The 21,063-nt window shown below is 38.0% G+C and carries 16 protein-coding genes; 3 read left to right on the top strand and 13 right to left on the bottom strand.

Annotation, left to right across the window (positions count from 1 at the left end):
- Positions 1-52 precede the first annotated feature (52 nt).
- A complete protein-coding gene (gene rpsU / locus BLS35_RS20875; RefSeq protein WP_008243148.1) occupies positions 53-247 on the bottom strand; it encodes a 30S ribosomal protein S21 in 195 nt (64 codons plus the stop codon).
- A 152-nt stretch (positions 248-399) separates the two neighbouring features.
- Between rpsU and BLS35_RS20870 the strand changes: the two genes are divergently transcribed.
- The gene (locus BLS35_RS20870; RefSeq protein ID WP_090785103.1) at positions 400-771 is read left to right on the top strand and encodes a hypothetical protein; all 372 of its coding nucleotides are present in this window, start codon (positions 400-402) and stop codon (positions 769-771) included.
- Between the two features lie 77 nt (positions 772-848).
- Here BLS35_RS20870 and BLS35_RS20865 read toward each other — a convergent pair whose 3' ends face one another.
- The 3 genes from BLS35_RS20865 to BLS35_RS20855 all read right to left on the bottom strand — a co-directional run bounded on the left by BLS35_RS20865 (position 849) and on the right by BLS35_RS20855 (position 3,674).
- The gene (locus BLS35_RS20865; protein WP_090785101.1) at positions 849-2,021 is read right to left on the bottom strand and encodes an acyl-CoA dehydrogenase; all 1,173 of its coding nucleotides are present in this window, start codon (positions 2,019-2,021) and stop codon (positions 849-851) included.
- Between the two features lie 217 nt (positions 2,022-2,238).
- A complete protein-coding gene (locus BLS35_RS20860; RefSeq protein ID WP_090785100.1) occupies positions 2,239-2,766 on the bottom strand; it encodes an adenine phosphoribosyltransferase in 528 nt (175 codons plus the stop codon).
- A gap of 2 nt (positions 2,767-2,768) precedes the next feature.
- Entirely contained in the window at positions 2,769-3,674 is a 906-nt protein-coding gene (locus BLS35_RS20855; protein WP_090785098.1) for a ComEA family DNA-binding protein, read from the bottom strand.
- A gap of 245 nt (positions 3,675-3,919) precedes the next feature.
- Here BLS35_RS20855 and BLS35_RS20850 point away from each other — a divergent pair, with 245 nt between their 5' ends.
- Positions 3,920-5,671: a lysophospholipid acyltransferase family protein gene (locus BLS35_RS20850; protein ID WP_090785096.1), complete on the top strand. Its 1,752-nt coding sequence runs from the start codon at positions 3,920-3,922 to the stop codon at positions 5,669-5,671.
- A 153-nt stretch (positions 5,672-5,824) separates the two neighbouring features.
- On the opposite strand, the gene BLS35_RS20845 is transcribed toward BLS35_RS20850, so the two are convergent.
- From BLS35_RS20845 to BLS35_RS20820, 6 genes are all read right to left on the bottom strand, one after another.
- Positions 5,825-6,706 (bottom strand): YARHG domain-containing protein, encoded by an 882-nt coding sequence (locus tag BLS35_RS20845; protein WP_090785094.1) that lies wholly within the window; start codon positions 6,704-6,706, stop codon positions 5,825-5,827.
- Positions 6,694-7,326 (bottom strand): DUF2306 domain-containing protein, encoded by a 633-nt coding sequence (locus tag BLS35_RS20840; RefSeq protein ID WP_207909143.1) that lies wholly within the window; start codon positions 7,324-7,326, stop codon positions 6,694-6,696. The genes BLS35_RS20845 and BLS35_RS20840 overlap by 13 nt, the downstream gene beginning before the upstream one ends.
- Before the next feature lie 167 nt (positions 7,327-7,493).
- Complete coding sequence (locus BLS35_RS20835; protein WP_090785092.1) at positions 7,494-8,915, bottom strand: SusD/RagB family nutrient-binding outer membrane lipoprotein; 1,422 nt, start codon at positions 8,913-8,915, stop codon at positions 7,494-7,496.
- A 10-nt stretch (positions 8,916-8,925) separates the two neighbouring features.
- Positions 8,926-12,111, bottom strand: a complete 3,186-nt coding sequence (locus tag BLS35_RS20830; protein WP_090785090.1) for a SusC/RagA family TonB-linked outer membrane protein — start codon at positions 12,109-12,111, stop codon at positions 8,926-8,928.
- Positions 12,112-12,140: 29 nt separating this feature from the next.
- Entirely contained in the window at positions 12,141-13,280 is a 1,140-nt protein-coding gene (locus tag BLS35_RS20825) for a dipeptide epimerase (protein WP_090785088.1), read from the bottom strand.
- Entirely contained in the window at positions 13,270-14,511 is a 1,242-nt protein-coding gene (locus tag BLS35_RS20820; protein ID WP_165973356.1) for a C40 family peptidase, read from the bottom strand. The genes BLS35_RS20825 and BLS35_RS20820 overlap by 11 nt, the downstream gene beginning before the upstream one ends.
- Before the next feature lie 287 nt (positions 14,512-14,798).
- Between BLS35_RS20820 and BLS35_RS20815 the strand changes: the two genes are divergently transcribed.
- Positions 14,799-16,001, top strand: coding sequence for a hypothetical protein (locus BLS35_RS20815; protein ID WP_090785084.1), 1,203 nt, complete (start codon positions 14,799-14,801; stop codon positions 15,999-16,001).
- Between the two features lie 66 nt (positions 16,002-16,067).
- Here the strand turns inward: BLS35_RS20815 and BLS35_RS20810 are convergent, their stop codons facing one another.
- The 3 genes from BLS35_RS20810 to BLS35_RS20800 all read right to left on the bottom strand — a co-directional run bounded on the left by BLS35_RS20810 (position 16,068) and on the right by BLS35_RS20800 (position 20,991).
- Positions 16,068-17,453, bottom strand: coding sequence for a hypothetical protein (locus BLS35_RS20810; protein ID WP_090785082.1), 1,386 nt, complete (start codon positions 17,451-17,453; stop codon positions 16,068-16,070).
- Positions 17,454-17,551: 98 nt separating this feature from the next.
- Positions 17,552-20,353 (bottom strand): TonB-dependent receptor, encoded by a 2,802-nt coding sequence (locus BLS35_RS20805; RefSeq protein WP_090785079.1) that lies wholly within the window; start codon positions 20,351-20,353, stop codon positions 17,552-17,554.
- A 113-nt stretch (positions 20,354-20,466) separates the two neighbouring features.
- The gene (locus tag BLS35_RS20800; protein WP_090785074.1) at positions 20,467-20,991 is read right to left on the bottom strand and encodes an Mpo1 family 2-hydroxy fatty acid dioxygenase; all 525 of its coding nucleotides are present in this window, start codon (positions 20,989-20,991) and stop codon (positions 20,467-20,469) included.
- Positions 20,992-21,063 lie beyond the last annotated feature (72 nt).

The raw sequence follows: 21,063 nt of genomic DNA, 5'->3' as shown, positions 1-21,063 counted from the left end.
AGCGCCACCGAGTAATCGATGGCGCTTTAATATCATATTAAACTCTATAGAACTAGATTGTTCCTTCAAGTTGCATATTTTGCTTGTAAATAGCGTGTTTCACTAGTGTACGACGAGCTACAGATTTTTTCTCATAAGCTTGGCGGCTACGCAATTCTCTCAAAACGCCAGTTTTTTCAAACTTCTTTTTGAAACGTTTTAACGCCTTATCTAATGATTCGCCGTCTTTAATATTAATAATGATCATAACGTAAAATACCTCCTCTCGTTGTTTTTAGGACTGCAAAGATAGAGCTTTCATTTGATAATCAAAACAATATATTATATTTAATTATTAATAAATCAGTACTCAAACCTAACCTGTTATTTAATTACCTTTAATCACCAATAATCATATCTATGAAATCTAAAAAAACAATCTACATTATCCTTGCTGTCGTAATCATTGGCCTTGGTGGCTTCTTTTACTACAGCTACTATTTTGTATTTGGAGAAGGTGTTAAAGCCGGACAACTTAATTATGTAGTGAAAAAAGGATACATCTTTAAAACATACGAGGGCAAACTCATCCAAACAGGGTTCCGCACTGGACAGCCTGGAGCTATACAATCGAATGAGTTTGAGTTTTCGGTAACAGACAATGCTATTGCAGAGAAAATGATGCTAAATAGCGGAAAAACCTTCGAACTGCACTATAAGGAATATGTAAATCGTTTACCATGGAGAGGCTATAGCCCATTTGTAGTGGATAAAATCATCTCCATAAAATAAATAAATCCGGCTATCTTTCGATGGGCCGGATTTACCAGTTTTATATTTGGTTAGAATAGTCTTTTAAATGGAGATCATTAGTCCTTCAACACTTCACGTGCGATAACTATTTTTTGAATTTCGGAGGTCCCCTCTCCTATTGTACACAATTTGCTGTCGCGATAGAACTTCTCAACCGGAAAATCTTTGGTGTAGCCATAGCCTCCAAAAATCTGTACCGCCTCAGTAGCGCATCTTACACAAACTTCTGATGCAAAGTATTTGGCCATAGCCGACTCCTTGGTCATAGGTAAACCGCGATTTTTTAAATCAGCAGCCTGTCTGATCAACAAATCGGCAGCCTCAATCTCCGTAGCCATATCCGCAAGTTTAAAACTTATCCCCTGAAAACTAGCGATTGGCTGGCCAAACTGATGACGTTCTTTAGAATAAGCAACAGCTGCCTCATAAGCACCCTTAGCGATACCAAGAGCCAAGGCTGCAATAGAGATCCTTCCACCGTCCAATACCTTCATGGCCTGTTTAAATCCTTCTCCCACATTTCCTAAAAGATTTTCTTTAGGAACACGGCAATTGTCAAAAATCATCTCTGTCGTTTCCGAGGCTCTCATGCCTAGTTTATTTTCTTTTTTACCGGCCGAAAAACCTGGCGTACCACGTTCAACTACGATCGCAGAAATACCTTTGGCTTCTCCTTTTTCACCAGTACGTACCATCACTACCGCAACATCACCACTTTTACCGTGTGTAATCCAGTTTTTTGCTCCGTTGATAACATACTCATCACCATCCAATGTCGCTGTCGTCATCATCCGCAAAGCATCCGATCCAGTATTGGCTTCAGTTAAACCCCATGCACCGATCCATTCGGCACTGGCTAGCTTAGGTAACCATTTCTGTTTTTGCTCCTCATTTCCGAAGGCCAGAATATGTCCGGTACATAAAGAATTATGTGCTGCAACCGATAAACCAATAGAACCACAAACTTTTGCAACTTCTACAATTACATCTACATATTCCTGATAGCCAAAACCTGATCCACCATAAGTTTCAGGAACCAATACGCCCATCAAGCCCAGTTCGCCCAATTGCTTAAAAACTTCGACAGGGAAATGTTGTGCCTCGTCCCATTCCATTAATTTTGGTCTGATATTCTTCTCGGCAAAATCTTTTACCATGCTCCTGATCATCTCCTGATTTTCTGAGATACTAAAGTTGTATCCCACAGAATTATCCATCGTTTCTAACATATTTTATTGTTTGAATTTGAGCAATGATAAACAAATAAAACAACAGCATCACCAGTTAAAAATTCGCCTAAAGATAGAACGAAATGGTATTTAGTTCATTAACCTTACCCTATCATTTTAGACAAATAAATAAGGACAAAAGTTTTATTATATTTTTTTTTCAAAAATCTTGCATTCCGGAACAAGAAGCTACAAAAAACAATAAATCAGCAATATTTTAATAGGATGCAAGCGAGAAAATCTCCTTGCTATAAGGCGCTAGTCTGACTCTTCCGTTTAAGAAATCCAGGGCGATAATGAAAGAATAACCTGCAACCTCAGCCCCCAATTGCATAACCAATTTAGATGCTGCAACAACCGTCCCCCCGGTGGCTAACAAATCATCATGTATCAATACTTTTTGCCCGGTAACCAATGCATCTTCATGCAGCTCTATCGTTGCCGTTCCGTATTCCAATTCGTACGACTGCTGCACTGTTTTATAAGGTAGCTTGCCAGCTTTCCTGATCGGCACAAAAGGAACATTTAAAAGCTGTGCCAACACTGGTCCAAATAGAAAACCTCTACTTTCAATACCGGCTACTACATCTATTCCAAGATCTTTAAGCTGTTCGGCCAATGCTTTGGTAATCTCCATACACAGTTGAGGATCTTTTAATATGGGAGTGATGTCTTTAAAAACAATTCCAGCCTTAGGAAAATCATTTACATCACGTACAGTTGATTTTATTTTTGATTCAATCATGATTAAAATTCAAGATAAGCAGCCAAACGGTTAATTGTTTCCTGATTTAAAATAGCTACTTTATTTAAGTCTGCAATATTACTATAATTTCCATGCTGTTTTCTATATTGTATCAGTGCATTTACCTGCTTGTACCTAATATAAGGGTGATTTTTAAAATCGGCTAATTCTGCAGTATTCACATTTATCCTTTTTAGTTTAGTCACATCCACAATAACCTGATCTTTAATCTCCTCGTACTTTACCGAATCCAGGCCAAATACTTCCCTCAATTGCTCCTTCTTATAAAAGCCCCCTAAACGCTCTCTATATTTAACGATGCGGTTGGCAAAAGTCATCCCAATTCCCTTTATTTGATCAAGTGCTATTGTATCAGCGCCATTAACTTCAATTAAAACTGGCAAAGCCTTTTTATATACTTCCTTAGTATAGGTCTTCGTCTTAAGTGCTAGATTGCTTTCCAAATCATCCACAATCCTGATATAAGGCTCCAACCGTTGATACATTTGTTCGCTTATCGTGTACATTTTGCGCAAGTCTTCCTTCTTTCTAAATTGACCACCTTTTGCCTTGTACTTTAAAATGGCCCCCGCTTGTTTTTCTGATAGCCCTAGTTTTTTCCATTCCTCTACCCCGATAGTATTTGGATCAAAAGGAAATAAGCTGACTTTCCTTTTAACTGTAGGCCGTTCAAAACGATACTCCTTTGTATGGCTCAGGCTTTGCTTTTCTAACAAGGCCAATGCTAAAACGGCTTGCAGCTCGGCCTCTGTTACATGCTCCTCCTCTTTTATTAAACCGTATAGATAAGGAAAGCTCATGATTAGCACCATCAAGACTATAAGTGCCATTACTCCATTAAATTCCCGCCTGGTAAATCCAAAATAAACCGCTAACCATTTCTTCATCAGCTAATTTAATCAAGTTCGTCAATACTAACCACAGTCCATAGTCAATCACATTTATTAAATTGTTATCTTTTTATGAATTTGCATACTGGAATAAGTTCACACCCCCTCAAACGTGTGTATAACACACCATTTTAAACACGATTATACCAATAGTAAATTGCTTATATTTCTAGCTCGTAACGCGCTTTAAAAATATAAATCTTATTTTTGAACTTGCTTTACAATTCATTAATCCAAATTAAATGAAGATTATAACTACTAAAGAGTTTGCAAAGGCCACTAAGATAGATAAGTTAGGTGTACCGGGTTTAGCAGCTTTACTCATGGAGATGATGAAACTAAATGACATCAACAAAGTTTTTTCTCAAAATGAACACTTTAACGGCCTCGAGTTTGTTGACAAAATATTAGAAACAATAGGTGTAAGCATCGATTTTGATGAAGATGACCTTAAAAGCATACCTAAAACAGGCGGTTTTATTGCCATAGCCAATCATCCTTACGGCGGTATTGAAGGACTGGCCCTCGTTAAATTATTATGTACCGTAAGGCCTGAGGCCAAGGTGATGGTTAATTTTATCCTTAAAAAAATCCCGAACCTTAGTGAATTCTTTGTCGCAGTAAACCCTTTCGAAAACGTTCAGCACACCTCCAGCATAAGCGGATTAAAAGCAACGTTCGACTTATTGCAAAGTGGAACCCCTATTGGAATCTTCCCTGCTGGCGAGGTTTCTACCTTTAGCTTAGATAAACAGGAAATTACCGACCGTATATGGCACCCTGTTGTGGGTAAATTAATCGCCAGGGCAAAAGTACCTGTTGTTCCTATTTACTTCCATGGCAACAATGGCGTATTGTTTAACATCCTGAGTTTTATCCATCCTACGCTGAGAACGGCTAAATTGCCATCCGAGTTTTTAAACAAACAAGGACTTAAAATAAAGGTTAGGATAGGCAAACCAATTAACATCCAAGACATCTCTTACCGGAACAACACCAACAAACTACTCGACTTTTTACGCGCCCGCACTTATGCATTAGGTACAGGATTGGAAGAAGAGAAAAAAATGTTCAATCCAATTAACCTTTTCAAGATTAAGAAAAAACCGGAGCCTGTTATCGAAGAAACAGACCGCAACTTAATTGTTCAGGAGATTGAGGAACTGGAAGGCTTTAGGGTATGGCAGGAAAAAAACTATGAAGTGTACATCGCTCCTACAGTAGCTATTCCAAATGTTTTAAGAGAAATAGGCCGCCTAAGGGAAATTACTTTTAGAGAGGTTGGTGAAGGAACAAACAAAAAGATAGACCTCGATAATTACGACATTTATTATAGTCACTTATTTATATGGGATAAGGAACTACAAAATATTGTAGGCGCCTACCGTATTGGCAAAGGGGATGAGATATTAAACACCATGGGCCGTAGAGGTTTTTACCTTTCGGAGTTGTTTAAAATTAAAGAGCCATTTTATCCTTTGCTAAGAAAAGGTATAGAGCTCGGTCGCTCATGGATTAGAAAAGAGTATCAGCAAAAACCATTACCCCTATTCTTATTATGGAAAGGTATTTTAAAATACTTATTAGATAATCCGCAGTACAGATATATGTTTGGACCGGTAAGCATCAGCAATAACTTTTCTAAGTTCTCTAAATCGCTGATTGTCGATTACATCACCAAAAACCATTTCGATTACGAATTGGCACATTATGTAAAGCCGAAAAACAAGTTTAAAGCGGATCTATCCGCCATTGATAAAGATCTGCTTATAGAAAGTAGTGAATCCCTAAAAGATCTGGATAGTTTGATTTCTGACATTGAAAATTCACACATCAAGATTCCTGTGCTACTTAGACAATATATGAACCTGAATGCAAAAATCATTTGCTTCAATATAGATCCTAAGTTTTCTGATTGTCTGGATGGCTTTTTAGTGGTTGATATGCAGAATATCCCACCGGAAATGCTAGAGAAAGTTGGAAAGAATTTTTAAACCAAAAAGCCACGACATCCATCGTGGCTTTTTGTTATCAACTAAACCTAAACTTTATAAATACTAACCAAATATTTATGTCACAAAAGTAAGGTCATGATGTTAAGAGGTTGTTAATTATCAATTATGATAAATAATTTTTTCAATGCTTCATTAACGTCCGAAAGTATCATAATTATCTTCAGCATACTTTTCAAAACGGAGTAAAAGCTTTATGTTTTGCCTTTCCAAATTCGTTAATTCCTTATCAACATTGCTCGAAATTGGCACATACCAGTCTATCGGATTAAAAAAGTCCTTATAAGTTTGCTTTTTAAATGTAAAACCGTGACGGGCAAAAATTGTATTTCTTAAAATCTGGAGGTCAAGTTTTCTTAAATTCTTCAAGTCATTTTCCTTAAGTACAGTATTTGATGCATTTATTTTAAAGATCTTATCAGAGGCACTTCTATAAAACGAATTAACTGAAGTGGTGTCTACAGTACCGTCTTCTAATGTATCAAGTTGGGATTTAACTTTTTCTGAAGACCAGTCTACGTACCCATAATCTGCCGACAGCATTAGGTTTGGATTATAAACAAAGGCTTTTCTTAATAATTTATATGATTTTTCGGGCCATTTCAGTTCCGTTTTATATGCATTCCAAACGCCTATTAAGGTATCGCCTTTAAGTTTAAATTCAAATCGCCCATCGTATTTATCAGTTCCCGGTTCATCCAGAACAAAACTTATTTCATCCCCATTTGCAGAAATCTTCCCCGATAAGGGTCTAACATTTCCAGAGAGAATACTTTGGCCAATCACTTCATCTTTTGTTATGCTTTTAATAATAATATTTATTTTATCATTGGCAGAACTCATGTCCCCTTCATACTCATCACTACCGGCGACAATAAAATCACCAACCCAGGATCCATACAGATCTTTATGAATCTCTTGTTGTGCCTTTTGGGCATCTTCAGTTCCCGACTTCTTTGTATTCTTGCAAGAAAACAAAAAGAGAACTACGCAACTTAACATTATTACTTTTTCCATATCTTTCTTTTAATAAGCCATTCGGCAATCAATAAGTTAGGAATCCAACCCAACCAGGCAATAATTTGATATACATCCATAGGTGCCGGATGGAATAAATATACTAGAACCACTTTCCAAAGTCTTAAAGTAATTGCAGAACAAGCCAGAGCAAAACTGCGCCACATATACTTTTTATGATTAATGACATCAGCTTTCAGAACTAGAATGATCGCTTTTAAAGTAAAATAAAACCATAATACCCCCAGTAAAACAAAGGACACTTTAGCGATCACTCCCCCATTGGCAAAACATCCGATAAATATCCCCGAGGGGGCAGCAAATAAAAGTACCACTCCAGCATAAAAATAGCCAGAAACTTTATGAACTTTTTTATACCTGATCTGTATTTTTGAATTAAACTGAGTAATACCTGCAAGAAGTACAAAGATTGCACTATACACGTGTACATAGAATATCGGTAGATAAGATTTTAGGTTGCCAACTTCTGTTTGCTTAATCTGGAGAAACGCAACGTCGCTACTTAAAGGAATATACTTCAAAGTGATTTGCAGCATAAGTATAAAGAAATACACAAAGAGCAGCAATAGTACAATTCCTTTATAATTTAAGTCTCTCATTCGGTTATGCTCTTGTCTGATGCCTTTATCCTCAAAACGACAATTAAAAAGCAAATGTAACACAACAAAAATATTCTCCAAACCCCTTCACCATAATTGTTAGTGCTGAGATTTGGAGAATGTGCAATCGGCATTAAAATCCTATTTTGGCTGGCAGAATCTTGCAGTTAAGGCTTATCCCACCATACCCGTGCATTCAGGTCGTCCGCTCCCCCATATGGCAAAGCGGCAACTGCAGCGTTATAATTAACTGTATTATTTGCACGTTCCTGTGTTGGATACCCTTCTCTCCTTGGAATAGGGGTATTATTATTGTTAGGCGCAGGACTCAATAAAGGAAATCCAGTTCTTCTCCACTCTGCCCAACCCTCATAACCATGCATAAACAGGTGAACCCAACGCTGATAACCAATTTTCTTCAAAGCATCGACAGGATCATACTGAACCTCAGGATGCGACATCAGCAATGGTAAACCAGAAATATCATCTTTATTCCACTGACGAATAGAATATTCAATAGCCCGATCATAATTAGTTTTAGCAACAGCATCTCCTCCCGCAATCCAGGTAATTTTGGCTGCTTCTGCCAGCGCAAATAACGCCTGAGCGTAAGTAACCAAGTATACGGGCGAATTTTGTTGACGTATCGCATCACCAAGAAGTGAAAAGTTGTTAATTACAACGGTTACTGAACCTGGAAGACCATAATCCAAACCAACATAATTCCCTGCGCCATTTTTATTTGCATAAACCGGCAATCTTGGGTCATCAAGCGGTTTCATATAATCTACAATCGGCTTACTCACAGCAAACCAATTTCGGCCTAGCTGGGTGAAAGAGTTATACCAGTAATTCTCATTATCCTTATTTGCAAGGTGAGGATAAGCCAAATTATCTGTATTAGCGGTCATGATTCCGTTGGCTTGAGCTTTTAGAAATTCTGCTTTACCTTTAGCTGCATCTACCTTCGATAACCTTAAGGCCATTAACAAATGGATGGTATTCCCTAATTTCTTCCATCTCGTTACATCACCACCATAAACAATATCATTTTTGATATTTCCAGGCACAAAAGCGGCGTTGGCTTCATCCAGTAATTTAAACATCCCATCGTAAATTATCGATTGTTTATCATACGCCGGTGTTAAATTAGCTCTCCCCATCAAAGCCTGAGTGAAAGGCACATCGCCCCATCTGTCTGTAATATGCCAGAAAAAATAGGCTTTTAGTATTTTGGCCACAGCAATCTGATTAACTATCGGGCCTTCATTCGCGTTCAGTTGTGGATTATTAATCAAATCCTGCAAATTCTGTAAAGGCTCATAATACAAGCTATAGAAATTGAAATTGGTGGTTACATATCGAGTGTTATCCGTAAAAGAAGTATTAGAAAGATACTGAGGATAATGCACACCATAGGGTGATGAGCTCATGTTGGCCAGAAATAGCTCCGCATTACCAATCAGTTGTGTCCCGGCTTTAGTTGGACTATTTGGATCTATATTGATCGAGTCATCAAATTTATTACAGCTGCTCATCAAGGCAGCACCAAATAAAGAGATGCATACAACTTTATATATATGTTTCATGTCGTAAATTTTAAAATGTTAAATTCAGGTTCACACCATAAGAACGCACCGTCTGTAATTCACCTTTTTCTATCCAACTAATAGAAGCGCTCCCTGAAGAAAGTTCTGAAGGATCGACTCCTTTTGGTGCTTTTTGCCAGATCATAAAAGGATTACGTGCGATCAACGCAACTTTTAAAGATTTAATTGGCGTTTTTTTCAAAAATTGCTCATCAAAATTATAGCCCAGACTGATTTCCCTCATTTTTATATAAGAGGCATCATATATCCATTCGTCATAGATCCGGGTGCCCAGATTGGTTCTGTAATAAGTTCTTGCATCTACATAAGCTGTAACCTCTTGGCCTGTAATAGAGGAGATTCCATTAACCTTAACACCACCACCATTTGCTACAGCATCACGAACATTGAATCCCTTATCATTGAACAGAGCAGTTTCTTCTGCCTGACCAGATTTTGCAGAGAGCATTTTACTCCAGCTAAAGAACTGACCTCCTTTTTGAAAGTCAATCATTGCAGCAAGATCAAATTTCCAGATCTTGAAGGTATTCCTGAACCCGCCAGTATATTGTGGTAGTACACTTCCAAAATCCTTTGCAACAGTGAAAAGAGGCATATTATCAGCTCCCAAAAAAACCTTCCCTGTTGCAGGATCTTTTATATAACCCGGACCAACCAGGTTTCCAAAAGTCTCTCCCAGACTAGAATTCAAATAAATACTCTGGCTTGAATAGGTATTAACGTCCAACTGGTAAACTTCTATAGCACCGTATATCTCCTTGATCTGGTTCTTGTTTTTGGCAAAGTTAAAAGCCATATCCCAGTTAAAAAATTTCGATTGAACGGTCCTCGCTGTTAAACTAAGCTCTATCCCACGATTTTGAATCAATCCAGCATTGACAACCATTTTCTCAGAGCCACTCGCCCCTGAAACGGCAAGATTGATCACCTGATTCTCATTCCGTTGCTGGTACCAGGTCAGGTCTAAGCCTATGCGGTTCTTGAAGAACTTTAGATCTGCACCAACCTCAACAGAACGCCCAAAAGAAGGTTTCAGATCAGGGTTTAATAGTTTATCAGGCACATAAAGGGTATTTATAGAACCCGTTTGTGGTGCATACACCCCGCCAAAACCATAAACCGGTAAAATCTGATAAGGGTCCAGATCGGCTCCGGCAACAGCATAACTTGCCCTGAATTTACCATAAGACAAGATATCTGAAGGCATTAGCTGGCTGAAAATAAAGCTTCCAGAAACTGAAGAGTACCAATAAGAATTATTATTTTTGGGTAAAGCCGAGGAATTATCGTTCCGTAAAGAAGCATCCAAAAAATAAGTATCCTTGTAACCAACAGAAGCCATTGCATAGGCACTTCTAGTACTTTTCCGGCTCAAGTAAGAAATACTACTTGGACGGTCTACTGAAGCTGCCATCGTATAGGCATCAGGAGCAGAAAGCCCTCCTACGGTTGCATCTTCGGTCTTGGTGTACTTCGAATTATAAATATTCCCACCCACATTCAAGTTAAAAGACAAATCATTCCACTTTTTAGCATACTGTGCAAGTAATTCGTAATTGTTATCTGTCCCCTGGTAGTTAGCTATTTTATACCCACTTAAATTTCTTCCTCCCTCGGCCTCTTTATGCGTTATATTTTGGGTATACATATCTGAACGAAGAAAACCACTTAATTTTAATTCAGGTAACAACTGATAACTCACATTGACATCACCAAACAAACGGTTGCGATTGTCATTGTTTAACACTTCATAAGCATCAAAGAATGGATTATTCCAATCGCTGGGTCTGTTGTTAGTGATGAGGCCTGTAGTTGTATTCGGGTTTACATTCCAATTCAGGATTGTTCCATCTGAATACCGATAATTCCTCAATCTGTTAATATCTATATTTCGCTGAAACCATTGATTTGCACCTGTATATGACCCCTGATAACCTTGAGTTGGACGTTGTCCTGAATTATTGGCATAATTAACATTGGCACCAACAGTCAGTTTTGGAGTGAGATCAAGCGAAGAACTTAAACTCAGGTTATTCCTTTTCAACCAGGTATTTGGAATAATACCATTGATGTAGGCATTGTTGTAACTCATTCGGAAATTAGAATTTTCTCCACCTCCAGTTATCGAAATCCCATTGTTAAGGTTATATCCAGTTTCAAAAAAATCTTTAATATTGTCTGGCTGAGGTACAAATGGCGTTAACTTACCAAAATCAGGGTCCAGAGGATAAAAACTATAAAACATCCGAACAGGAGTTCCATCCATCATTGGCCCCCAGCTCTCGTCATTTCCGTTTACATACTTCTGTCCATTCGCCAAAGTCAGAAAAGTTTGGTTGTTACCCACTCCATAGATATTCTGTAAAGGCATGAAGTTGCCCGCTTTGTCGATGGTAAAAGCTGAATTTACACTAACCTCTACTTTTTTAGGTCCTTTAGCACCTTTTTTAGTGGTGATCATGATCACACCATACTGACCTCTAAGCCCGTACAGCGCTGATGCTGCTGGCCCTTTTAAAACATTAACACTCTCTATGTCTTCCGGATTAATATCCTGAGAAGTATTCCCATAATCCACGCCGTTAGCGTCACCACTAAAGTTAGTTTGAGAAATTGGAGTTCCATCCACCACCATTAAAGGTTGCCCGCTGCCGGTTACAGAATTTACACTTCTGATCTTGATCTTCTGTGTTCCGCCCATGCTGGCACCAGACGAACCAGTAACCTGTACACCTGCAATTTTGCCGGCCAATGATCCAATTACATTTTGTTCTTTGGTTAGGGTAAGGTCACTTCCTTTTAAAGCCTGGGTAGCATAACCCAGCGATTTCTCACTACGCTTAATGCCCAATGCGGTAACGACCACTTCTGTTAAATTCTGATCATCCTGGCTTAAAGAAACACTGATTAAGGATTGTGTACCTACAACAACCTCTTTTGGCAAGTAGCCGATGGAACGAAACAACAATACGGAACCTGTTGATGCCTTGATCACATAAGTTCCATTTACAGTTGTAGATGTCCCTCTGCTGGTTCCTTTAACGGTTACACTTACTCCTGGAATAGCCTGGCCATCATCAGAAGTGGTAACTTTACCGCTAAAATCCCTTTCCTGCGCCCATACAGCAACAGAAAAAGCAAGCAGTAAAATGAGTAAAGTAATGGTTTTGTTCATAATGTTTGGTTTTAGTTTTACATTGAGTATTAGTAAGATTTTATTTTCTTGAGTCCCAGCCCCGGCTGATCATTCAACGTTACTTTTCCATTGATCACTTCCATCCCCTTATACACATCATTGCCAATCAGCAATGCCCCGTCGAGGTCCGCCCAATCTACCATAGGTGCCAGCTGCGAAGCTGCTGAAATAGCACAGGATGTTTCTGTCATACAGCCAATCATGATCTTCATGTCGAGCGCACGGCCAAGTTCCAGCATTTTATGTGCTTCCCGCATCCCGGTACATTTCATCAGCTTAATATTGATCCCATTGTATACTTTATGAGCCCTAACTACATCCCCAAGCCGCTGTACGGACTCATCACCAATAGTGGGGATTGGACTGTGTTCTGTTAACCAGGCATTATCGTCTATCTGCTCCTTTGGCATAGCCTGCTCTATAAATACCACTCCCTTTTCATGCAGCCAATTCGCCATTTCTAACGCAAAAGCCCTGTCTTTCCAACCCTGATTGATATCTACACATAAAGGTTTATCCGTAACTTCCCGGATGGTTTCAATCATCATTTTATCTGTATCCCGCCCAAGCTTCACCTTTAGTATCTTATAAGGAGCTGCTTCTTTCACCTTTTTACGTACCATTTCTGGTGTATCTATGCCAATAGTATAAGACGTATTTGGGGTTTTGGAAGGATCATAACCCCAGATCTTATACCAGGGTTGCTTCATAATCTTTCCTACCAGATCATGCAGGGCGATATCCACAGATGCCTTAGCCGCTTTATTACCAATTTCGAGATGATCTACATAATCGAGGATATTCTCCATTTCAAAGGGATCATCAAAAGTAGACAAGTTCACTTTCGACAAAAACTTCATAACAGTCTCATGAGACTCGCCCAGATAAGGAGGCATCGAAGCTTCCCCATAACCGATAATCCCGTCATACTCAATTTCCGTAAGCACAACCGGAGTGGTTGACCTTGAACTGGTAGCCAAGGTAAATACATGGTTTAGATTTAGCGTGTATGGCTTAAAACGAAGCTTTAGTTTCCCCCGCCCTCCAAACTGTTCACTTGCACCAACAAGCAATGGAGAAGTTCCTAAAACAAAGGTGGTCCCAGCCAACAAAGTGGTCGATTTCAAAAAGTCTCTTCTATTGTTCATTTTTAGTGATTGTATATAATTCGTGTTGATCGATACGCGTAATTTGGGTTGTTCCTATACCATTCAGTATACGCCTTGCCCCCACTAGTGTGGGCGACTGACCAAATGAATAATCTGGAGCAGAAGGTACTAAGCTATTGATTCGGACCATACCGGCAGATTGAATAAATTGCCCATCTTCCATATAAATTGCTGTATGTGTAACCCTTGGATTGGCAGACTTGCCCTTTGCAGCTGCAAAAAATAGCAAATCTCCTGCCTTCAAGTTCTTAAGGCATTTGGTCAAACTAACTGAATCTCCTTCATAAATATCCACAGGCTCACCAATCAAGGCTTGTTGCGAAGCATCCCGGGGCAAAATAATCCCATTCAGAAAAAAACAGGTTTTGGTAAAACCGCTGCAGTCTACACCTTTCATGGATGTGCCCCCCCAGAGGTAAGGCGTACCGATCAACATTTTGGCAGTGGCCAGGATCTGTGCTGCATCAGGGTTAGGCCTTGAAAGCCATTGCCTATAATTTTGAGCCGATTTTACAGGGATATAGGCTGTTCGTCCATCAGGATAAGCGATTTTATAAAATCTCTTTTCTTTGCCTACCAGCTTCAACAGGTTTCCTTTTACCAGATCAGATACCCGTTGTGATTTCAGATCCGGTTTACTATAAGCAGAGCCATAATCATCTGTATAAACCAGTTTTTCCGCCTGGTGCCACTGTTCGAAGCCATTTACATCCATCAGAGCCAGCGCATCCGTCTCTACCCAAGAAATATATCTGTCTGGCGACCTGACCAAGGAATATCCTCTTTGTTTTTTCAAAATTTGAACAGGAGTACCCAGAATCATTTGCGTAACCATTTCTGCGGGGTGTGCAGGATTTTTTCTGTTATTTGCTACAGACAAACACACAACACCATAGGTCTGGCCTTGCAAATCTGCACCTGGTAGCAAGCGAGTAATTATAGAAACCTTTAAACCCGCTGTTTTCAAAGCTACTTTCAAAGCTTCCTCACCTTTGGGCAACGTAGTCTCCAATTCCAAAAGGGGAATATCATCTCCAGTAATTTCAAAATTAAATATGTCCGTCCTCTGATCAGGGACTTCAATTTTTGCTACACTTTCAGCAATAGCTTTAATTTTCTTAACCAATACAGTATCCAAAGCCGCATAAGCCTGCATTTTACTAGAAAAGAATATAAATAAAAGGAAGAGAAAGTAGCGCTTTTTTAACATAATTATCATTTTGTTGAAATTCAGACAAACATCATAATAACTAAATGTAATTTATATTGTTAACAATCGCAAATACCTGCAAACCAACCTAAACAAAAACGCATAAAAACGCAGCCATACAATACACACTTAAAGAAATTTATACACAGCTTATATCCAAGCAACGAAACATGCTGTTAAGCAATTGTTAAACACAAATCTTTCCATAAACAAATAAGGCTGAAAGCTTAATACACATCTTATATTAATTATATGTACATTTAATATGAATATAATATTAAATAGCTATGAACCGTTTGCTCAAAATATTCGGTACACTCCTACTCCTATTGACCATAGAACAATCTTATGGTCAACAAAAAGGATACAACATTAGCTTTGAGTTTTATAATGACACCTTCAATCTCAATATAGATTCATCTATCATTGTTGGTAATGACACCACATTGTCCAAACTAGCGATTATAGCCTACTACGATAAAGTGAGCCAAGGCAAATACAACACTATTCTGGATAAACTATTAGCCTATAAAAAAGCACATGAATTAAACGACTGGCTCTATTACCAATTGATCAGAAAAACAGCGCAGGCAATTAGCCCGAAAAAAGAAAACTACGAGCGCTATACTTTTTACAAATGGTTCTTCCTAGGCAAATCGGGATACGATGCGCGATTAACGCTGGCAGATAACAGAATGATATTTTATGTAAACAATGATGAGGATATCTCTGATATACCGTTTGTCAACTATCAGCATAAAAAATACATGTGTTTAAACCGTCATGATTATGCTTATGCCGATTTAAACAAAGTTCCGGCACAGGAGATGATAAGCATCCCTGAAGCAAAAGGAGCCTTTTCTTATAAAGTAACCCGGATGCCCGATTTTAAACCCGAAGACTATTACGAGAAACAAGTGCAGTTCAACTATAAACATAAAACCTACCACTTCAACATCAAACTCAATTCAGACGTCGAAGCGATCTTTGCCAATTATCCGTTGGTTGATTTTGAATCCTATTTTAACATCCCATTGAGCAAAGAAACTTATGGATCCCTAATACCCATATTAAAAAAGAACTTAAACGGAATGAATCAGAAGAGGGGTATAGATTATCTGATGCGTTTTACCCGATACGCATTTTTATATGAAGATGATGACAAAAACTTTGGCAAAGAAAAACGACTCTCCCCTGAAGAAACTTTGTTTTCTAAGTATAGTGATTGTGATGACAGGGCAGCATTGTTTTTTTTCCTCGTAAAAGAGATATACAATTTACCTATGATTGCTTTACTCTACCCTACCCATATCACTATGGCAGTACAATTTGATAAGCCAATAGGGCAGCCTATCCAATACAAAGGGAAAACCTATTCTTTCTGTGAGCCTACACCTCAAAAGGAGAATTTAAGCATTGGACAAGTTTCTGCTGACCTCAAAAACGTACCCTATAAAATAGTTTATGCTTATGAACCAGTCCATAAGTAAACAAAAAACCCCTTTAAGCTTTACACCTAAAGGGGTTCTATAAAATATATTATTAAATCATAAGGACTAGAATGTCGCTCCAGTTGCAGCAACTGATCCAGCTTTTAAAGTAAAGTTAGGAGTTGCAGTAAGCGTGAAAGGAGAGTTTAATAAAGCCGCACCGGCTGTTGCATCAATAAACGTATTTCCTTTAGAAGTAAGATAAGTTCTAAGTAATGCCGCACTTGCGAACGACGGCGTAGCTCCGTCAGCCACAACCTCCTTATCAAGTGTTAAAGATTGATAAATGTTATTTTTAATTAACGAAGAACCATCGATCAATGCATCACCAGTTTCCTTATCACGAATATCAATACCATATCTTGCATTAATAAAGATTGAGTTAGCCAAGATCATTTTCGAGCCTCTTCTCCAAAGGTTTGCATATTCATGTTTAAGATCAGCTGTTGTTCCAGGACCAATGATGGTCATGTTAGAAATTGCCGGGCGTGTTCTTGGAGTTGAAGAGAACTGAGCAGCAGAGTTATCAGATTCAATACCGTTTGATTGACCAGCAGCATCTGATAAAGCAGGATCACGTTGACCAATTAAGAACTGTAATTTTCCGGAGAAACCATTATCAAAGTCAAAAATATCATCAACGTTCGCAATAGATACAAGGTGTTTAGCATTTACTGTACCACCAAACCATTCAAATGAATCATCACCGCTGTAAGATACCTGAACATAATCAACTGTAGTACCACTACCTACTGATCCGAAAGTAATACCATTGATCTCATTATCTTTCACAAAAGCAATACCTGGGAATTCAACACGTACATATTTTAAAATACCAGAGTTATCAGCAGCATCTGTACCACCGTGAACTGCCTGATCGATGTCTATACCACCTTCAATGATCCCCGTACCACCTGGGTTATTATTTAATGATTTACCCAACAAGATGATACCACCCCAGTCACCAGGATTTCTATCACCTACGGCTTTGTTTGAAGTAAATACAATTGGATTATTCGCCGTACCTTCAGCAACTAATTTAGCACCACGCACTACTATAAGGGAACCTTTTGAAGTCTGATCACCTCTGATTACAGTACCTGCAGGAATAGTTAAAGTAACACCACTCGCTACATAAACGAATCCATCTAATAAATATACTTTAGTAGCATCTAAAGTTGTGTTGGTAGAAATTGTACCTTTTAAAGTTGCTGTAGTTGCACCATAAACTGTAGTTTTCGGACTAAAGTTTGTCCAATTTGCGGTCCAGTCAGAAGTACCCATAGCACCTCTATATGCTACTTTATCAAAGAATGATTCTGCCAAAACTTCATTAGATTCAACAGGAGCTGTTGGCTCTTCAACAACATCGTCATTTTTCGAGCAACTGGTAAGCACTGAGGTACCTGCCATTAATACAGCTATAAGACTTAGGTTTAATTTGTTTTTCATCTTCATAATTTATTTATACAAAAATATTCTTGTGATATTATTACAGTGTTAAAAACCAATTAACAAACCGTAATAGTTAAGTTAATTTAGCGTGAACTCTATTTGATTTTGTAAGAGAAGGTTAAGCTGAAAGTAGAACCAAAACGATCTGAAATATTGATATTATCCTTTTTTGGATCAAATGCAGCATTAGGATCTGAACCTTTTACTTTCTGATAATAGATAGCTTTATTATTTAAGATATCACTATAGTTCAATTTTACCTCTGCTCTCGATTTTGCGAATTTTTGAGACAATTGTAAATCAAGAACATTTCTTGGATTCTCATAGATGTCCGGATCCGTAACATTTCCAACAGCCCAGATGCGTTTTCCGATTCTATTATACAGTAAGCTTACGCCTGTTGAATTTTCCTTTTTTGAATTGTACATCAAACCCGCATTGATCAAATAAGGCGACTGACCTTGCAAAGGACGTTTTCCTGTTTTATTAACTGTTTTTGCTACCTTCACTTCAGATTTCATATAAGATGCGTTAGTACTGAATGTAAAATTCGTCCATTTCTCTCCAACAAAGTCAAGAGATCTTCTGAATTCCATTTCTACACCATACAAGGTTGCAGATTTTGAATTGGTATATCCGAACGTTCTACCCGATGGACCAATCTGTAAAGCTTGTTCAATTGGCATCTCAAATTCTTTATAGAAAGTAGAAATCGAGAATACCTGTCCTGAAGACGGGTAAACAGCATACCCTAAATCAAAATTTGTAGTTTTTGATTGTTTCAGCTTTGGGTTCCCAATAACATTAGCATTCTTATTAAAATCATAGAAACTAAAAGGTGCTATTTCTCTGAATTCAGGTCTACCTACAGTTTGCGATGCAGACAAACGGAGATTTGCCTTTTCCGTTAAATTGTAGATTAAGTTAGCAGATGGCAACACATTTACATAAGTTGTATCGACTCTTAAAGGATTAGATGAGTTATCAATACTGTTTAATTTCTGATTATAAGATTCTAATCTTGCTCCAATACCAAGTCGTAACTTTTCGGTAAGGTATCCATCAAACATAGCGTAACCAGCATTCAAAAATGAATTAGCATCATAAGCATCGGTACCGTTGGTGATATCACCCAACACAAATCCATTCTCTCTGATATTTGCCGGAGCAAAGATTTGATCTTGAGGTAAGTTAAGCAATGAATTATCAAATGTACCATTTCTTACAAATCCGATTACCCTTGCAGCAAAATCGCGTTTTCTATATTGACCAAAATAACCGAATTTGATTTTATTATTGTCATGGAACCATTTTACCGGTACAGTAATATCAAATGATCCCCCATATAAATTCTCGTTTAACTTCGAATTGAAATTACCACCTAGATTAGGATCAGCTTGTCCTGATGAAGGTATACTTGCAATTGTATAACCACCATTGCTCCCATTCTGTTCGTATTCCATTCTTTTGAAGCCAGGCTCTTTTCTATCTGTATTAGCGAAATTCAGATTCCAATCTAATTTGATCTTGCTTTCTGCTGATAAAACATGATTACCACTCAACTGATTCGAAATTAAAGATCTTTGCAGGATGTAATCCGCTGTTTTTAAAAACTTAGATTGCGAATCATCGATACCTTCACGCGAAATGAACTGGTTCTCTAATACCCTATTGTATATGTTTTTCAGCGCTATTTTATTGCTACCCCATGAATAAGCAAAATTAGCCAAGGCACCAATATTGGTATTGTAGTTATAAATATTATCGCTAAACTGGTCACCCAAAGCTTCACCAGTATAAGCTTTTTGATCGCTTTTCTTTAACCTTTCATCATATCTGTACGAAAGAGATAAAACTGTACCGAAGCGGCTATCATCTTTAAATACTTTTGTTGTACCATAATTTGCTTGAAATGCAGGACCTAAAATGGATTTCACATTTTCATATCCCCAATTGTTAGCAAATTGCTTTGACAAAGCAACACGTCCTTCTATTGGTAGTGCAAGATATTCTGCTCTTGATGGAAAAGAAGCTGGAATATTTCTGTCTTTGTTGTAGGATCCAAAAGCACCATTTTTACTTCCTGAAGCTTTCTGAAAATCTTTGAATGCAGATTGCGTGTTATAAGAAGTCCCTAACGAGAAATTTAAAAATGGATTATCAGGAAAGTCTTTCGTGGTCACCTGCACAACACCACCAGAAAAATCACCAGGCATATCCGCTGAAGCTGTTTTATTAACAACAATAGCATCAATCAGGTTGGATGGCAAAATATCGAATGAAAATGCTTTCTTATCTACCTCAGTATTCGGTAATACAGCATTATTCAACATTGCAGAGTTATATCTGTCAGACAACCCGCGCACAATGATGAACTTGTTATCTTGAATACTTGCACCACTTACACGCTTCAATACATCAGATGTATTACGGTCTGGGCTTTTTCTGATCAATTCTGCAGAAATACCACTAGAGATACTAATACTTGATTTTTGATTCGCATATAAAGTATTGATAGACTCCTTTTTTACGCTTGCAGTAATAACTACCTCATTCAACTTCTGATCATTGGAATCGTCCATTACAAGATCAACTATTGTTGAAGCCCCCCCTTTAACTTCTACATCCGTAATGTTTTTCGTTGTATAGCCTACGTAAGAAGCTTCAATAGTATACTTACCAGCAGCTAACGCCCCGATAACATAACGTCCTTCAACATCAGTAGATGAGCCTTTTGTAGTACCTTTAATTTTTACCGTTACACCAATCAGTGTTTCTCCGGTCTTTTTATCAGATACTTTACCTGAAATTTTTCCCGTTTGTGCAAATACTGCCGCGCTGATAATTACGAATAATACAGTAATTATAGCTTTCTTAAGGTTTAGTTGTGATTTCAATTTTGCCGTATATTAATTTCCAGCAAAGCTATTACCACAATGTTAGCCCTATGTTAGCACTAAATTACCATTCGTTTACCAACGTGTTAATTCTATGTTAAGTGCCATTAGGATCAATATCTTAGCCCAACTTTTTTACAAATAAAGTGTAATAACCAAATTGGGCCGATTAACAAGAACTTAACATCTTCTAAAAATGAAGGCTTCTTTCCTTCGATTTTATGACCTACAAATTGCCCTATCCAGGCCAGCACAAAAATCACTACGCAGACCAACCAGAATGCAGGTCCACCAGATGCTTGCCAATACTCCAACTGGACGATAAGGTAACTCATCAGACTAACTACCCATAGCATCAGAAATGACAATACAGGCGATAAGGTAAAGTAATAGTATAAAGAAAGGGCAATCAGAAAAGATGCCCAGTTTAGAAAGCCATTATACTTCCCTAAAAACTCAAGATGAGGAAATGGAATGGCCCATACCAGGCCAAGTAAACTAAACACAATTAAAGGAACACAAATCCAGTGAATAAGTTTATTAGTGTGATTTTGGTGACTCTCTGCATATTTATCAAAAAGCACGTCTACTGCTTTCTTAGGTTCTGCCTTAATCACTTTACTTTGCTCCTTCTTCATGTCTATGTTTAATTACCAGGTAAAAATAAAAAAAGCGATAGAATAATCTATCGCTTTTCTCAAATATAACAA

Source organism: Pedobacter sp. ok626 (assembly GCF_900100435.1).
Taxonomy (GTDB): domain Bacteria; phylum Bacteroidota; class Bacteroidia; order Sphingobacteriales; family Sphingobacteriaceae; genus Pedobacter.
This window is presented reverse-complemented; position numbering and strand designations above follow the sequence as displayed.

What these genes read in the sequence shown, in the direction of transcription:
- rpsU (WP_008243148.1), bottom strand. Translation starts at nt 247, where the DNA reads ATGATCATTATTAATATTAAAGACGGCGAATCATTAGATAAGGCGTTA.
- BLS35_RS20870 (WP_090785103.1), top strand. Translation starts at nt 400, where the DNA reads ATGAAATCTAAAAAAACAATCTACATTATCCTTGCTGTCGTAATCATT.
- BLS35_RS20865 (WP_090785101.1), bottom strand. Translation starts at nt 2,021, where the DNA reads ATGTTAGAAACGATGGATAATTCTGTGGGATACAACTTTAGTATCTCA.
- BLS35_RS20860 (WP_090785100.1), bottom strand. Translation starts at nt 2,766, where the DNA reads ATGATTGAATCAAAAATAAAATCAACTGTACGTGATGTAAATGATTTT.
- BLS35_RS20855 (WP_090785098.1), bottom strand. Translation starts at nt 3,674, where the DNA reads ATGAAGAAATGGTTAGCGGTTTATTTTGGATTTACCAGGCGGGAATTT.
- BLS35_RS20850 (WP_090785096.1), top strand. Translation starts at nt 3,920, where the DNA reads ATGAAGATTATAACTACTAAAGAGTTTGCAAAGGCCACTAAGATAGAT.
- BLS35_RS20845 (WP_090785094.1), bottom strand. Translation starts at nt 6,706, where the DNA reads ATGGAAAAAGTAATAATGTTAAGTTGCGTAGTTCTCTTTTTGTTTTCT.
- BLS35_RS20840 (WP_207909143.1), bottom strand. Translation starts at nt 7,326, where the DNA reads ATGAGAGACTTAAATTATAAAGGAATTGTACTATTGCTGCTCTTTGTG.
- BLS35_RS20835 (WP_090785092.1), bottom strand. Translation starts at nt 8,915, where the DNA reads ATGAAACATATATATAAAGTTGTATGCATCTCTTTATTTGGTGCTGCC.
- BLS35_RS20830 (WP_090785090.1), bottom strand. Translation starts at nt 12,111, where the DNA reads ATGAACAAAACCATTACTTTACTCATTTTACTGCTTGCTTTTTCTGTT.
- BLS35_RS20825 (WP_090785088.1), bottom strand. Translation starts at nt 13,280, where the DNA reads ATGAACAATAGAAGAGACTTTTTGAAATCGACCACTTTGTTGGCTGGG.
- BLS35_RS20820 (WP_165973356.1), bottom strand. Translation starts at nt 14,511, where the DNA reads ATGTTAAAAAAGCGCTACTTTCTCTTCCTTTTATTTATATTCTTTTCT.
- BLS35_RS20815 (WP_090785084.1), top strand. Translation starts at nt 14,799, where the DNA reads ATGAACCGTTTGCTCAAAATATTCGGTACACTCCTACTCCTATTGACC.
- BLS35_RS20810 (WP_090785082.1), bottom strand. Translation starts at nt 17,453, where the DNA reads ATGAAAAACAAATTAAACCTAAGTCTTATAGCTGTATTAATGGCAGGT.
- BLS35_RS20800 (WP_090785074.1), bottom strand. Translation starts at nt 20,991, where the DNA reads ATGAAGAAGGAGCAAAGTAAAGTGATTAAGGCAGAACCTAAGAAAGCA.